The 13,581-nt window shown below is 63.7% G+C and carries 17 protein-coding genes; 6 read left to right on the top strand and 11 right to left on the bottom strand.

The window, feature by feature from the left end; genetic code table 11:
* From OG874_RS42440 to OG874_RS42420, 5 genes are all read right to left on the bottom strand, one after another.
* On the bottom strand, positions 1–2,031 hold the full coding sequence (locus OG874_RS42440; RefSeq protein WP_442943227.1) for a CocE/NonD family hydrolase: 2,031 nt from the start codon (positions 2,029–2,031) through the stop codon (positions 1–3).
* A 229-nt stretch (positions 2,032–2,260) separates the two neighbouring features.
* Positions 2,261–2,443 carry a hypothetical protein gene (locus OG874_RS42435; RefSeq protein ID WP_330252647.1) on the bottom strand — a complete coding sequence of 61 codons (183 nt, stop codon included), beginning with the start codon at positions 2,441–2,443 and terminating at the stop codon, positions 2,261–2,263.
* Entirely contained in the window at positions 2,440–2,625 is a 186-nt protein-coding gene (locus OG874_RS42430) for a hypothetical protein (RefSeq protein ID WP_330252646.1), read from the bottom strand. Before OG874_RS42430 ends, OG874_RS42435 begins: the two co-directional genes overlap by 4 nt.
* 86 nt (positions 2,626–2,711) lie before the next feature.
* Positions 2,712–3,050: a hypothetical protein gene (locus tag OG874_RS42425; RefSeq protein ID WP_330252645.1), complete on the bottom strand. Its 339-nt coding sequence runs from the start codon at positions 3,048–3,050 to the stop codon at positions 2,712–2,714.
* Positions 3,050–3,355, bottom strand: a complete 306-nt coding sequence (locus OG874_RS42420; protein ID WP_330252644.1) for a hypothetical protein — start codon at positions 3,353–3,355, stop codon at positions 3,050–3,052. The genes OG874_RS42425 and OG874_RS42420 overlap by 1 nt, the downstream gene beginning before the upstream one ends.
* Positions 3,356–3,673: 318 nt before the next feature.
* Here OG874_RS42420 and OG874_RS42415 point away from each other — a divergent pair, with 318 nt between their 5' ends.
* On the top strand, positions 3,674–4,549 hold the full coding sequence (locus OG874_RS42415; protein WP_330252643.1) for a helix-turn-helix domain-containing protein: 876 nt from the start codon (positions 3,674–3,676) through the stop codon (positions 4,547–4,549).
* Complete coding sequence (locus OG874_RS42410; RefSeq protein ID WP_330252642.1) at positions 4,546–4,761, top strand: DUF397 domain-containing protein; 216 nt, start codon at positions 4,546–4,548, stop codon at positions 4,759–4,761. Before OG874_RS42415 ends, OG874_RS42410 begins: the two co-directional genes overlap by 4 nt.
* 139 nt (positions 4,762–4,900) lie before the next feature.
* On the opposite strand, the gene OG874_RS42405 is transcribed toward OG874_RS42410, so the two are convergent.
* Positions 4,901–5,686, bottom strand: a complete 786-nt coding sequence (locus tag OG874_RS42405; protein WP_330252641.1) for an alpha/beta hydrolase family protein — start codon at positions 5,684–5,686, stop codon at positions 4,901–4,903.
* An 89-nt stretch (positions 5,687–5,775) separates the two neighbouring features.
* Between OG874_RS42405 and OG874_RS42400 the strand changes: the two genes are divergently transcribed.
* Both OG874_RS42400 and OG874_RS45005 read left to right on the top strand, forming a co-directional pair.
* Positions 5,776–6,147: a DUF6188 family protein gene (locus tag OG874_RS42400; RefSeq protein ID WP_330252640.1), complete on the top strand. Its 372-nt coding sequence runs from the start codon at positions 5,776–5,778 to the stop codon at positions 6,145–6,147.
* A gap of 581 nt (positions 6,148–6,728) precedes the next feature.
* Positions 6,729–7,169, top strand: coding sequence for a peptide deformylase (locus tag OG874_RS45005; protein ID WP_442943480.1), 441 nt, complete (start codon positions 6,729–6,731; stop codon positions 7,167–7,169).
* On the opposite strand, the gene OG874_RS42395 is transcribed toward OG874_RS45005, so the two are convergent.
* The 3 genes from OG874_RS42395 to OG874_RS42385 all read right to left on the bottom strand — a co-directional run bounded on the left by OG874_RS42395 (position 7,156) and on the right by OG874_RS42385 (position 8,794).
* Positions 7,156–7,563 (bottom strand): hypothetical protein, encoded by a 408-nt coding sequence (locus OG874_RS42395; protein ID WP_330252639.1) that lies wholly within the window; start codon positions 7,561–7,563, stop codon positions 7,156–7,158. The two genes, OG874_RS45005 and OG874_RS42395, sit on opposite strands and share 14 nt — an antisense overlap.
* A gap of 87 nt (positions 7,564–7,650) precedes the next feature.
* Positions 7,651–8,475, bottom strand: a complete 825-nt coding sequence (locus OG874_RS42390) for an alpha/beta fold hydrolase (RefSeq protein WP_330252638.1) — start codon at positions 8,473–8,475, stop codon at positions 7,651–7,653.
* Between the two features lie 148 nt (positions 8,476–8,623).
* Positions 8,624–8,794, bottom strand: a complete 171-nt coding sequence (locus OG874_RS42385; protein ID WP_330252637.1) for an alpha/beta fold hydrolase — start codon at positions 8,792–8,794, stop codon at positions 8,624–8,626.
* Between the two features lie 36 nt (positions 8,795–8,830).
* On the opposite strand from OG874_RS42385, the gene OG874_RS42380 reads away from it, so the two are divergent.
* On the top strand, positions 8,831–9,760 hold the full coding sequence (locus tag OG874_RS42380; protein WP_330252636.1) for a glycoside hydrolase: 930 nt from the start codon (positions 8,831–8,833) through the stop codon (positions 9,758–9,760).
* A gap of 22 nt (positions 9,761–9,782) precedes the next feature.
* Here the strand turns inward: OG874_RS42380 and OG874_RS42375 are convergent, their stop codons facing one another.
* Both OG874_RS42375 and OG874_RS42370 read right to left on the bottom strand, forming a co-directional pair.
* Positions 9,783–10,301, bottom strand: a complete 519-nt coding sequence (locus tag OG874_RS42375) for a phosphatase PAP2 family protein (RefSeq protein ID WP_330252635.1) — start codon at positions 10,299–10,301, stop codon at positions 9,783–9,785.
* 311 nt (positions 10,302–10,612) lie between these two features.
* Positions 10,613–11,992: a cytochrome P450 gene (locus OG874_RS42370; protein ID WP_330257652.1), complete on the bottom strand. Its 1,380-nt coding sequence runs from the start codon at positions 11,990–11,992 to the stop codon at positions 10,613–10,615.
* Positions 11,993–12,631: 639 nt separating this feature from the next.
* Here OG874_RS42370 and OG874_RS42365 point away from each other — a divergent pair.
* Positions 12,632–13,534, top strand: coding sequence for an SGNH/GDSL hydrolase family protein (locus OG874_RS42365; protein WP_330252634.1), 903 nt, complete (start codon positions 12,632–12,634; stop codon positions 13,532–13,534).
* The last annotated feature ends 47 nt before the right edge of the window (positions 13,535–13,581 follow it).

The following is a 13,581-nucleotide window of genomic DNA, read 5'->3' as shown; positions in this document are numbered from 1 at the left end:
TCACCAGCCCGGATCGCCGTCTACCGGAATATTCACCCAGCTCGGCTGATTCGGATCCAGCTCGATGTGCTGGGGCTGCAGCCCGCTCTCGTTCAGCAAGGGCCGCAACGGCAGACTGCTCGGGAAGTTCCCCGCGTAGACATCGACGCGCAGCCGGTGTCCCGGTTGCAGCACACCGTCGGTGGCGACCAGCCCGATATCGATGACCGTCGGCTGGCCCGGCACGATCGGCTCGCGGGTGTCCAGCGTCAGATACGGATACGGATCGGTGTAGTCGCCGTTGGCCGAGCGGGTGGCCTTGCTCTCGTCCACCGCGCGCAGCGACGCTGTGCGCTGGCCGTGCGTCCATTGGGTCGAACGTCCGTCCGGCGCAACATCGTTCAGCGTCACCGTCCAGTAGCCGTCGGTCGCGTCCAGGACCGTGTTCAGGTGGATGGCGATCGGACCGGAGATCGGTGTCGCGACGTTCACCGGTGCGCTGGTGAAGGTCAGCCCGTTGGACTCGGCGATCCGCGAATCCTTCGTGCAGATATCGGGTAGCGGCAGGATGCCCGCCGTGCCCTGCGCACCGTCGCGCGAGCAGAGTGTGGTCAAGCCGGGTGCGATCGAAATCCGTGCCGGGTTGCCCGGTTCCGTGGTGAGGCTGCCGTCGTAGGCGCTGCCCGGTGCGGTACCCGAGGCCGCCGCGTTCAAATACATACGGTGGTAATCCGAATCGGGTCGCGGGAACGCCGAGCTGTGGGTCCATCCGCCGCCCTGCTGCCACAGGGTCACCTGGTCGTAGCCATCGATGCCGTTGTCGATGCCCTTGAGCCACTTGTCGAACCACGCGCGCTGCAGCACGTCCAGCGCGGCGGGCCCACCGTCGTCACCCATGCCCGAACCGGTGGTGACGTGATAGTTGTTGTCCATCACCAGCTTCTTCTGGCTGTCCGGGACCTTGATCGCGTTGTAGACCCGGGGCGAGGAGTAGGCGAAGATATCCTGCCAGCCGCCGTAGACGAAGGTCGGCACATCGATGCGCTCGGGATGTCCGATCCACGCCGTGCGCAACGGACTCTGGTCGTCGAGCACCGAGTTCAGCTCCGCCGGAATCTGATCCACGCTCTGTGTGCCGAGCGCCATGATGATCATGTTGAAGAAGGTGAACGGGTCACGGACGCGATCGGCCAGCCAGGTCCAGTCGAATTTTCCGGCCAGCATCGACACCACATCGGGAATCAACTTCGTGCCGTCGACCGCGAGCAGCCATTCGGGGATGAATCCGATGCCGAGCGCGCCACCCGGCGCGGCCACGTCGCGGATCAGATCGCTGCCCGGCACGATCGGGAAGATCGCCTGCAGCGCAGCTGGTTTGCGCTCGGCGGTATGCAACTGGTTGATCGCCGAGTAGGAGATGCCGCTCATCCCGATCCTGCCGTTGGACCAGGGCTGCGCCGCCGCCCAGTCGACGACCTCGACGCCGTCCTCCTGCTCGCGCTCGCCGAACACCTGCCAGGTGCCCTGCGAGAAACCCGTGCCGCGAACATCGACGACCACCTGGGTGTAGCCGCTCTGCACCAGCTTGCGATCCACCGCGAAGGTGCGCGCGGTGCCGCCCGCCAATGCCTGTGCCACATCACTGATTCCGCTCAGACCGTAGGCCGAGAGATCGAAGCCGTGCAGCGCCTGCATCAGCGGATCCGCCAGTCCCGGGATGGCCAGTACGGAGTCGGCGATATTCGCCATCAGCTTGGTGTAGGGCGTCAGGTTCACTATGGTCGGCGTCGGCTCGGCGATCGGGCGTCCGGCCGCGTCCGCCGGGTGGTAGACATTCGCCTTCAGCACCGTGCCGTCGCTCATCGTGATCGGGACGTCCCAATCGATGTAGACATTCGGATACTGTTGCGGCCCTGCATGAGTGGCGGTGAACTGGGCGTCGAGCCCCTGCGTCGCCTGCGTCGGCGCCGCCGCGACCACGGCCCCGGCAAACACGGTGAACGTGGCTATCGCGGCAGCGACTGCCTTAATCGGACGTCGACGTCGGATCATGCTTGCCCAAACCCTCCCGGCAATGAGGAACTACTTCGTTCCCATCAACGAGTCGGTACAGTAACGTGCATCACTGTTGGTGTGCAACCGTGACACATCACAACGCGCTGTGCAGCAGACCAAGGCCGGTCAACCGCAGATAAGTTGCCAGGCATTCTCCCCGCGTACTGCCGAACAGACTGCGCGGCATGCGGACCCGATTTCAGATCAAGGCTGTCGAGCAGGTTCCTTACTCGGAGAGCCATTGTTCGATCAGGTCGAGCGTCGCCGCCGAGTGGACGCAGGTACCGTCCTCGGCGTCCAGCAAGGTCCACGCATACGGTGACCGGGGATCGCGCATCAAGCAGTAGCCCGCTCGCGCGGCCCGCTTCGTGAGCAGCCGCGCCCGGGGCGAGACCGGATCCGATGTCACCAGACTGCCTTTCCGCCCTGTGAATGCTCTTGGGGTGCAAGCGATTCCAGCCAATACTCGTGTCGTATCGCATCCCACAATCGCGACAGCTTCGGGAACTGCTCGCGCATCTGCACCAGGTCCGGCGCGGTGGCCGGGGTGGTGACCGATATCAGCAGTTCGGATGCATTGCGTACCAGCATTATTCGAATGCAGTGGCGCTCGAGCCGCCAGGTCGCCAGCCAGCCGTCCACCTCCGTATGACGCTCGCCCGTCCCGGACACCGGCGCTACCCGTGGCCGCCGACATTCGCACCGGGAACCGGTAACGCCAACTCCGAGAGCCGGTCCAGCACCTCGCGCAGAGTTCGCTGCGTCGGCCCGCCGAGTGCGAGCGGCTCGCCGCCCAACGGCGGGAACTCGATCCCCCGCGCAGCCGCCCGCTCACGCGGAGTCAGCGACTGCGGCGCGAGTCGACCCGCATCCACCAGCGTGTAATAAGCCGCCGCCTTCCACACGCACCGCCCGAGGCGGCAGGCGCGGTGCTTGCGCATCTGCTCATGCGCCAACTCGATATCGGCGTGCCCGCACACCCCGGGCGGCGTCACGATCGTGCTCTCCTCGCGCATCACGCCGCCCCCGCCTCGACTGCGACCGGGCGCGTGGCGCGTGGCCATGTGGTTGCGGGGCAAACGGTTTCGAGGTCGAAGTCCTCGCAGACTCGCGCCGGTTGGTTGTCGACGTGGGCCAAGTCGAAGACCACGATCGCCACCACATCCGGCCCCGCCGCAATACCGAGCGCGTAACCGATCGGATCGGGGGTGCCCCGGGAAGGCCGCACCGTGTAAACGTACTCATAGCCCAGCAGCCGGGCATGCTTCGTGACGGCGCTCGCGTGCCTGGGTGCCGCCAGTCCGGACACGTCACCACGCACGAATCCGATTGCCTTCGGCCTCTGGGATTGCCCTGTAATTGGTTCTGCCACTTGCTTGTTAGTCATCGTTCTGATGCCTTCGCTCGTCGGGAATAACCTCGCAGTCCAACGCCGCCTGCCCGAACCCGTTCGGGCTGTTGGCTTCCGCGTTGCTTGGCTGTGCCGATATGGTTGCGCGCGTCGGTCGGTGCGTGGAGACTCTGTGTGAGACGTTCAGAGAAGAGGCGCAAACGCCCAGCATGATTCTCGAGGGCCATCAAGGCTGATTCTCAGACTGAGAAACAACAGGTGCATTGGTTGAGAAAGCAGGGGGCAACTATGCCGAGCAAAGCAGACCTCCGCGGCACGACACTGCCGCGTCGTCAGTTGGGGCGGGCGCTGCGAGACGCGCGCCAGGCGCGAGGTTTGACGCTCGACCAGGTAGCGGCGGCGACTGGGATCAGCCGCGCCACGCTGAGTCGGATCGAACTGGGGCAGTATACGAAGGTCAGGGATATGGAAGTCGATTACCTGTGCCGGTACTACTGCCTGCCCGACGCTCGGACCCAGTACTTGAAAGCTCTTGCGGGCCAATTCAATACGAAGGTGTGGTATCAGGACTATCGAGATTTGATGTTGCCAGTGTTCAAGACGTACCTCGAGCTGGAGTCATTCGCGTCGGAATCCTGGTTCTATCAACCGATTATCGTACCTGGTTTGCTGCAAACAGAAGACTATGCCCGGACCGTGGAACGGCTTCACCAGCCGGATGACTCAATGGACGAGATCAACAACCGGGTGGATCTCCGAATACAGCGGGCGAGGATACTCACTCGTCCGCACCTGGCGGTTCGTGCCGAATTCTTGTTGCACGAGAATGTTCTGTATTCCCTCGTCGGCTCTGGCCAGATAATGGGTGCTCAGCTGCGGCACATAGCCGATCTGAGTACCCGCGACAACGTGTCGGTGCGTGTCGTGCCGTTCACGGCCGGTATCCCAACCGGGAGTGTGGTAACGCCCCATATCATCCTCAATTTCCCGGACAACGAGCCATCCGTGGTCTACACCGAAGCTGTTGTGACTTCGATGTTCTTCGAAGACGGCGACGATGTGAAGCACTTTCGCGCACTCCACGAAACCCTCCGGCACGCGGCGCTGGACGAGCAACAGTCCAGGGATCGAATGAGAAAGATAGCAAGGAGACACGAACAATGACCATCGACCTATCCGGCAAGCAGTGGTTCAAGTCGTCGCACAGCGGCGGCGGGGGAAACGAATGCGTCGAGGTAGCTTGGCTTCAAGCCGGGCACGTCGGCATCCGAGACTCGAAGAACCCCAACGGCCCGGCATTGGTGTTCACCCCCGGCGAGTGGGATGCCTTCACAGCAGGCATGCAAGACGGTGAATTCACCCGGCCCACCACGTAGCAGTTTCCAGACTGACCACGGCCAACGGCCTCAGTCCAATACGTAATGGACTGGGGCCGTGTCCATTACATAGAGTGCGCGCCGCGTTCTTGCCCCATGGCTCGGATCGGCGCATACAGTTGCGAGAGCTTCACGCTCGTCACGACATCGACTGTTCGAGCAGCCAGTCGACGGTCGTGCTGATCGCTTGGTCTTCGCGCGCCCGCGAGTCGAATCCGTGGTCCGACCCGGCAATCGTGCACAGCGTGGTATGTGATCGTGATCGCGCGGCCTGGGCAGCGACGTCATACGACACTGCCGTGTCGTGGTCGCCGTGCACGATCAGCGTCGACACGTCTGCTGCGAGGAAGTCGTCCAGCGGCTGGTAAAGCGCGAACTCAGTGAACAGGACACGGCCGAGCTGGAACTCACCGTCGACAAGCAGAAAACCATTGTCGGCCAGATATTTCCGCCCAACAGCGCCGAAATTCTCCTCGCCCCACGCCAACTCCGGAACCAGAAACGTGCGCCGCAGATCCAGCACCGGATTCCACAGCACCAACCGATAGAGATCGTCGAGCCACGACAGCGACAGTGCCGTCGACACGGCACCGAAGCTCGCCGCCACAATCGACATTTGCTGCCGAGCGAATCGCTCGCGGACCGCGGTCACTGCGGCCTGCAGATCCAGGCATTCACCGGCGATCGTCACACCCTGCTGAGTTCCACCGCTCGCACCGTGCCCTCGGAAGGAGAACCGCACGACATCGAACCCCTGCGACACCAACTGCTGCGCCAACCGGACGAACATGCCCCCGCCCTCGTCCATGTCCACCGTGATGCCATGCACTAACAGCACCACTCCTAGTGGGGGCTCGACCGTGGAGTGGTGGACCGCGAAGTCCAGCCGGATACCGTCCACAGAACTCAATTCGAGGCGTTGCACCGGTCAGCTCCCCTTCACCCAGCCCCTGGCGTCGACCACAGGCTGTCCATCGTCTCGTGCGACATTTTCCCCAAGCCACAAGGATGGTAATGGAATTGCCGATAACCGGACAGCGCGTCTCGGTCGCTGCCAGCGAGTACATGGTCGAGGTCTCGACCGGCGGCGGATTCGAACTCCAGATCGAGGGAGATATGGAGATCGAATCCAGCCGAGGCGACCGATGGTCTGTTGCGCTCGCGAACGGGGGCGGTTCGCAGAGCGATCTCGAACCCATCCTTCGCGGCGCGATCACTTCCGCTGTCGTGAATTCTTCAGGAACTCTGACCATCGACTTGGACTCCGGGAACCGGCTCGTGGTCCCGGCAGATAAGGAATACGAGGCATGGACACTCGTAGGTCCGAACGGTTATCGGGTCGTATGTATGCCGAATGGTGAGCTGGCAATTTGGACGGCCGACTGATCGGCCTCCCGAGTACCGATGCGAGTTTCCGCAGATCCTCGTGCAGCGAGACGTCGTCGCTCTCGCCTGCCTTCACCGAAGCATCTCGAATACGTTCATCCAGTGCCGAGTTGTCTTGCGGAAGAATATTCTTCGTCTTCAGCCAGCCCTTGATGTTGGCGGGAGCTTTGCCGCGATCGGTGTGGTGTTCTTCCCATTGTTCGATGAGTTGTGGTCAGTGCCGGCCCTGCTCCGGCCTGAGTGTTCACCAGGCGGAGGGGCGCGAGTGGGTCTGGGCCACCGCGGATGATGATGCCGTCTCCAACTGACCACACACCGCTACCACTTGATGCGCTCGGCAGACCCATAGTGATTCTTATCGGTCGCAGTTCACGATGGTGGGGGACGCAGCGAAGATCTTCTCACCCGAGCCGCAAAGTGAGAAGCGACGCAACGGTTTCCGGAATGTGATCGACCCCGAGCTGTCCGCCAACTGGCCAGCTCGTCGAACGACCCGACGAATCAGGAGGTGATCAGCAAGCTGCGTGCCAGGGCGGCCATGAGACCGGTCTGTCGGTCACAGGGAACTTCCGGGTCAGGTTCTGCTGAACCCGCAGATCGTGGCCCGCTCCGATGAACAGGACGAGCGGTACGAGGGCTGCCTGAGCTTTTTCGACGTCCGTGGTCTGGTACCACGACCACTGCGCATAGTCGTCGAATCAACCACTCTCACAGGGGAACTGATTACCCGTGAATACCGAGACGCGATCGCGAGGCTGATCCAACACGAGATCGACCACCTCGACGACATCCTGTACACCTCGCGAATGCGCGCCGGTATCAAACCCATCCCAGTCGAGCAATACCGACAGACCGGCCAAACCTGGAGCTATGTTCGTGAGTTTCGAGAGCACTTGGGCGGTTTGCGATGCCGAGTTGCCCATGAATTCCGACGGCGGTTCGTCCGTCTCGGTCCCGTTGGAGCTGAACGGTATGGGCTCGACGTCTCCGGACTTACCGGGCGTCCGATCAGGCGGCGTTGAGGGCTTCGGTGATTTTGCGGGACATCTCGGCCAGGGTGGGGCTGGGCTGGCCGTGGTGGGTCCGGGTGGCTGCTTCGATGGCGACGAGGACGGTGCTGCGGAAGTTGTCGGCTTCTGCCGGGTCCTGCTTTTCGAGCAGGCTCATGGCGGCGGTCAGGGCCGGCAGTACGTGATCGGCGAGTTCGGCGACGGACTTGCCCTTCAGTTTGATGTCCTTCGACTTCGCGGCGAGCACGTGCCCGATCGGGCCGGTCGCGGAGTACAGGGCGATGGAACCGTTCGTGGCGACCTTGTGGGGCTTGCCGGTGGCATCAGCGGCGGCCATCAGCGACACGGCACCGTACGCGGCGGTCCGCAGGGTGCTCTTGTCCTGGTCGGTAAGGGTGCTGGACATGGTGGTGTGCTCCTTCAAATCTGTTGTGGTGCAATTCAATTGAACGGACGGATGGTGAAATACGGTCGGGGGTGGTATCTAGATTGCTCAGCTCGGCGAAACCTCCTGGTCATGGGCCGCTGCCGTCTCACGTACGGCCTCGGCGACGGCGCGGAAGTCCTTGCGCAGGATGGCACCGTGGTTGCTGGCGACCTTCGCGCTGATCTGGATGTTCGAGTTGCGGGCGGTCACCGCATCGAGGCTGGTGCGTATCCGTTCTTGCTCATCACCGCGGCTTCCGAAGGACGTCCCCGAAGCAACCACGTACCGCACCGGGACGGTGATGTTGTCCAGCACGGGGCCCAGCTCGCGCTCGCGGGAGATCCTGCCGAGCTCGATGTTGCTGTTCGCCTGCTGTTCGGCGGTCAGCCGCGGGGTCAGGCCTGTCGGGCGCAGCAGCGGCAGGATCCAGCTCAACCGCTTGAACAGCTTGCGGATCCGCTGTTCCATGGCCTCGTCGAGCCAGTCGTACGGGCACGCGCCGTCGACCAAGACCGCAGCCAAGGCACGGTCCGGATTCCGGCTGGCCCAGTGCGCCGCGACGTACGCCCCGTAGGACCAGCCCACCACCAGCGCCCGGTCCACCCCCCTGGCCGCCAGCACGGCATCGACGTCGCGCACGCACGTGGCGAAGGAATAGTCGGCCGACTTCTCCGATTTGCCGCGGGCCCGCTCGTCGAAGGTGATGTGCCGAAAACCGGGACCGAGGTCGGCGATGACCTTGCGCCAGTACCCCTGAGTGGCGAACTGGCCATTGAGGTAGACCACGGGGATACCGGGACCGCCGGTGTCGGTGACGGCCAGGGCCGTATCGTCGACCGCCACCATGCCGGTCCACTTCGAACTGTTCGAGGAAGTGCTGTTCTTCGTCATGGCAGCAACTATCAGCGCCTGACCTGACACCACCCTGACGCCGGTCTGACACGGCCACTGACACGGTGTTCCACCTGGTCGCGCCAGGCCAGGGCGCTGCGCGGCCTAGTGACGACCACTAGAGCGCGTCGATTGTCGGGCCTGCGGGTCAATCGAAAAAGTCCAGCAGGGCGGTGGCGACTCGGCCGGGTTGTTCCTCGGCCAGATAGTGGCCGGTGTCGGGGATTTCGACGCCGCGGAAGGTGGCTGCCGTGTCGGCCAGGCTGGTGAGCAGATCGGTGTGGCCGGGGAAGTGCAGGGCCGCTTTGTGGCGTGTCATCGAATCGAGAGCGAACAAGCAGGGATAATCGCTGCGATGACGACGCCGAAGATGTGCCGCCGGTCCTTGCTGGTGCTGTCGGCGAATCTGCCTCTGAGCCTAGGGTGGGCGAGTCGCAACGCGGCCGCCGCGCCGTCGTCGTCGGCGGTGCGGTACACGATGACCGGTTTCACCAACGGTAGCGAAACCGACCTGTATGTCTACGAATCGACTGATGCGACGAAATTCCGGCTGTTACGCGGTCCCGCCTACCGACCGCCGTCGGGGATCATGCGTGACCCGAGCATCTTCCGCAATGTCGATGACGACTACTACCTGACCTACACCGCGTCCGGGGACGGCCACACTATCGGATTCGCCCGCAGTACTGACCGTGTCACCTGGACGTACTTGTACGACTACACGATTCCGATGCTCGGTGTGGAAGCGTGCTGGGCTCCGGAGTGGTTCGTCGACGTCTATGGGCGCGTCAACGTGATCGTGTCCATGTCCAACGGGCTGCGTTTCACCCCATTCCTGATGACGGCCACCGATGTGTCGTTGCGGTCGTGGGGTGCGCCGGCCCGGATGGCAGGTCTGGCGCCGAACCCGCTCGATACGACCGCGATCGGCTATATCGACACAACCGTGGTGGTCGTGGACGGCCGCTACTTCGCGTTCACGAAGAACGAAACCACCAAATACATCGAATTGGCGGTCGCCGACAACCCGCTGGGGCCGTATGTGTTTGTCGGAATAGGTGATTGGGCCGGGTGGGGCGCGCCGAGGGAAGGGCAGTCGCTGATACAACTCCCCGATGGTGGCTGGCGCATCTTTTTCGACGCCTACACCGAAGGCAAGTACTTCTACAGCGACAGCCGCGACACCTTCCGCACCTGGACCACACCTCGCGAACTACCCGGCCTGTCGGGAACTCTCCGTCACGCCACCATCTTCAGCGAACACGACCCACAATCCGCCCCCTGAAATCGACATCGCCCCCGACGTCCTAGCGACTCATCGTTCGCGTCAGCCGGACGACGGCGACGCCGACGACCATCCCCACGCTCCATCCGGCCAGCACGTCGGTCGGCCAATGCGCCCCGAGATAGACCATCGCGAATCCGATCAGCACGACAAACGTCACGAGCAGTCCCGCTGCCGGGCGCCGATGACCTACTCGCCAGGGCACGATGGAGTACAGGGCCACCGCGAGGGCTGCGGTCATCGCAGCTACTGTCGACGGCATCGAAAACGCCCCGACCTGGACCACCGCGAGGTCCGCAGGAGGCCGCGCCCGCGCGATTATGCCCTTCAATCCTCTGGCCAACGCCTGCGCCACCAATACCGAGGCGCCGATCGCGATCCCCTGCTGCCACCAGCGTCCGGCGATCACCACACCGAGCATCGCCAGTCCCGCGAGCAGTAGAATCAAGTCGTTGGTCCCGATGTCCATTGCCCACTGCGCGATCGTGGTCAACACCGGCGTTCGATGCCGGGCGAGCAATCTCAGGATATCCAGGTCCACCGCGCCCATTCTGCCTCGACGCCATCGGGGACTGCACCGTGATCGGCACCTGTTCCCGGAAAGTGTTGCAGCAGTCCATAGTTGGGCAGGCCAGCCCCGAACTCGCACCGGATACCTGGCGCTGCACTGGTGTTCGTACACGGCGAGCGGGATGCCTTCACAGCAGGCATGCAAGACGGCGAGTTCACCCGGCCCACCGAGTAACCGTCTGCCCGACTGACCACGGTCAACGGCCTCAGTCCGGTGCGTAATCGACTGGGGCCCAGCTGAATTCTGAGCCGATGATCGCCACGGCGTAGTTCGACATCACCTCACCCCGCAGCGAGCGGTGTGCGAACCTCGTCCGGCAGGAGCAGATCGGCGAGTTCATCGACTGCGACATCCATGGCGGCGGTGAGGTACGCCATCGGGGGCAGCTTGTCCTGGACGCCGAGGACGCCGAAATGCAGCCCGCCCTGATAGCCGATGCAAGTGAAGTTCAGCGGGTTGCCGTGCATCAGGAGCGAGATCGGGTAGATCGTCTCGAGCCGAGCACCGTTCCAGTACAGCGGGTTTCGGGGTCCCGGCACATTGGAGATGCCCATGGGGTGGGATGCGGCGGTGTTGGTGCGGCCGAAGCTGAGGCCCAGGATCCATGGCAGGGTGACCGCGAGTCCGTAGCCGATGACCTCGTTCGGGGCCATCTCCCCCATATGCTGCTTCGCGGCCCGGATGTAGTACTTGACGGCCTCCAGGCCGACGATGGGGGTTGTCGGGCGCAGCCGCATCGACTCCACGACTACGGCTTCCAGGTAGGGCTGACGGCCCAGCGCCGAGGGAATCTCGGTGACCTCATCCCGAATCCGTTCCTGCACAGCGGGATTGCCCGCAAGGTGGTAGAGCAGCCAGGCCATCGCATTGCTGGTGGTGTCCTGACCGGCGATGAGGATGGTGAGCGCCTCGGCGAACAGCTCGTCATCGGTGAAGGAGGCACTGTCGTCCTGCGCCAGCAGGAATGCCTCGATGAAATTGGTCGGCTGCTGCGGCGAATTCGCGCGCGCTCGACCGATGACGGCGGCCAGGTCGGTGCGCAGTGCGGCCAACGCGCGCTCCAGTGCCCGGTCGCCGGGGAGCTTGACGTAGCGCCAGTACGGGACCGGGCTGTTGATCCGCCGGTTGATGAGCGGGAAGATCAGTTCCAGGTGCCGCTGGATGATGTCGCCGGACTGCTCGATGGTGTTGATGTCGTAGTCGAAGGTCAGCTTGGCGGTGACATCTACCGTGTATCGCGTCAGATCGCCGCGAATGTCCTTGGGCGAGTGCTGTTCCCAGCGTCGGCGCAGCCGTCCGGTGATCGTCTCCAGGGTGGGATGGAAGCTGCGCAGATGCGCGGCGTTGAAGGCGGGCATGGCCAGCCGACGGCGTAGCCGCCACGCGTCACCCTCCAGCGAGAACAATCCGTTGGATCCCATCTCGTCCATGACCGATTCGATCGCCGACTGCCGCCGGAACCCACCGGGGCGGTCGCGCAGGATCTCCCGATTCAGGTCGGGATCGCTGACGACAACGATCCGTCGCCCCGGCATCCGCAGCTGGTAGAGCGGGCCGTATTCATCGCACCACTCGTCGAACTGGTGGTGCAGCAGCGATGGGCGCATCTGCGGGAGATTCCCCAGCAACGGCCATCGGCTCGGACCCGGGAGCTCGTCCACGGACTTGGCGGGTGAGATCGAGACGGACAACCTGGCGCCTAACGTCGAAATGAACTGGTGGAGTCTTGGCGTTCACGAAAGGGCGCAGGGGTCTTATTCCCGAGGCGCGAAGAACGGTGCGCCGTATTTCTCCGTGAATGCGACGAACGTCGACGAATGTGCGGCAATAACGACAGCCTCCCCGCAGTCGAAACATATGGCGAAGCCGCATGAACGGCGGTCCACCACGAATGCCGAGGCGGGCGATGACTCAGCGCGAACAATAGCGACGGTAGACAACGGGACCGGGTGGTGTCAACCCGAATGCCCGGCGCCGCCGGGCTTTTCGCAGGTAGCGGCCGAATAGTGAGGAACTCAACAGTGCCCCATCTAGACGTATGGCCACTGAACGCGAGGCGCTCGCCCCCTGGGCGGCGAAATCCCCCACCTCCCAACATGCCCCGAGGTTCCGGGGCCCACGGCACGCAGACAACCTGGGCGGCCGTCCAAGAAGTTCGCGAGAAGTTATTCACAATTACCGGATCATGGCTAGACTCTGCCCGCATAGGCCGGACGTGATACCGGGTCCGAACCTCGGGGTGAGTTACTTCCCGGGCTTCGCCCCGAATTCATCCGGTCATGGGTTCACGAGGAGACACAATGCAAGTTCTTGACAGCTGGAAGCACCTGCTCGTAAAGGTGGGACCGGCGGTCATCGCCACCACGATGACGCTCGGGGCGAGCGTGGCAATTGCCGGGCAAGCCACCGCCGATCCGGCCGAGGGCGTCCACTATGTCGCCCTGGGTGATTCCTTCGCCGCGGGCGCGGGGGTGTTTCCACAAGCCGACATCACCACATGTTTACGCTCGGCGGTCAACTATCCGTCGCTGGTCGCGAAGGAGCTGGGCGTCGCGACCTTCAAGGACGTGACCTGCGGCGGGGCCACACTGGATGAACTCACCGAACCACAGCGCGGCATTGTCAGCGGAGCCGCAGCGCCGCAGTTCGATGCCCTCACGCCCGACACCACGCTGGTCACCATGACGATGGGTGGCAACGACATCGGCCTGGCGAAGCAGGCGCTGCTGTGCGGCAATCTCCTGCCGGAGCCCAACGGCACATCCTGCGCGGACGCCTTCACCGCGGACGGCGTCGACACCTTCGCGGAACGGACCACCGCGCTGGCACCCGTATACGGCACCGCCATCGACGAAATCCGTTCGCGCGCACCGCAAGCAACCGTGGTGATCGTCGGATACCCCACCGCCTCGCAGCCGGGCGCCTGCCCCGCACAACAGCCCGCCTGGCCGCGCGACGCCGACTACCTCCAGGCCGTGCTGGTCAACCTCAATGCACTGTTGCGCAAGGTATCCGCCGAGCACGGCGCGATTTTCGTCGATACCGCGACCTCCAGCATCGGCCACGATATGTGCGCGGCACCCGAGGAGCAGTGGATCAACGGCCTGATCCCGTCGCTATCGACTCCATCGTTCGTTCCCTTGCACCCCAACACCTTTGGTGAGGAGAACATCGCGAAACAGGTTGTCGCCGCACTGCGATAACGCGGCGCGTCCGGTCACCGTCGGCACGGCACGCGCGTCGGCGCTTC

Origin of the sequence: Nocardia sp. NBC_00565 (assembly GCF_036345915.1) — a bacterium.
Classification (GTDB): domain Bacteria; phylum Actinomycetota; class Actinomycetes; order Mycobacteriales; family Mycobacteriaceae; genus Nocardia.
This window is presented reverse-complemented; position numbering and strand designations above follow the sequence as displayed.

Bases quoted from the DNA above. Each gene is read 5' to 3' on its own strand.
- OG874_RS42410 (WP_330252642.1), top strand. From the start codon at position 4,546: ATGACCATCGACCTATCCGGCAAGCAGTGGTTCAAGTCGTCGCACAGC.
- OG874_RS42425 (WP_330252645.1), bottom strand. From the start codon at position 3,050: ATGCGCGAGGAGAGCACGATCGTGACGCCGCCCGGGGTGTGCGGGCAC.
- OG874_RS42385 (WP_330252637.1), bottom strand. From the start codon at position 8,794: ATGACACGCCACAAAGCGGCCCTGCACTTCCCCGGCCACACCGATCTG.
- OG874_RS42395 (WP_330252639.1), bottom strand. From the start codon at position 7,563: ATGTCCAGCACCCTTACCGACCAGGACAAGAGCACCCTGCGGACCGCC.
- OG874_RS42380 (WP_330252636.1), top strand. From the start codon at position 8,831: ATGACGACGCCGAAGATGTGCCGCCGGTCCTTGCTGGTGCTGTCGGCG.
- OG874_RS42440 (WP_442943227.1), bottom strand. From the start codon at position 2,031: ATGATCCGACGTCGACGTCCGATTAAGGCAGTCGCTGCCGCGATAGCC.
- OG874_RS42400 (WP_330252640.1), top strand. From the start codon at position 5,776: ATGGAATTGCCGATAACCGGACAGCGCGTCTCGGTCGCTGCCAGCGAG.
- OG874_RS42415 (WP_330252643.1), top strand. From the start codon at position 3,674: ATGCCGAGCAAAGCAGACCTCCGCGGCACGACACTGCCGCGTCGTCAG.
- OG874_RS42430 (WP_330252646.1), bottom strand. From the start codon at position 2,625: ATGCTGGTACGCAATGCATCCGAACTGCTGATATCGGTCACCACCCCG.
- OG874_RS42365 (WP_330252634.1), top strand. From the start codon at position 12,632: ATGCAAGTTCTTGACAGCTGGAAGCACCTGCTCGTAAAGGTGGGACCG.
- OG874_RS42390 (WP_330252638.1), bottom strand. From the start codon at position 8,475: ATGACGAAGAACAGCACTTCCTCGAACAGTTCGAAGTGGACCGGCATG.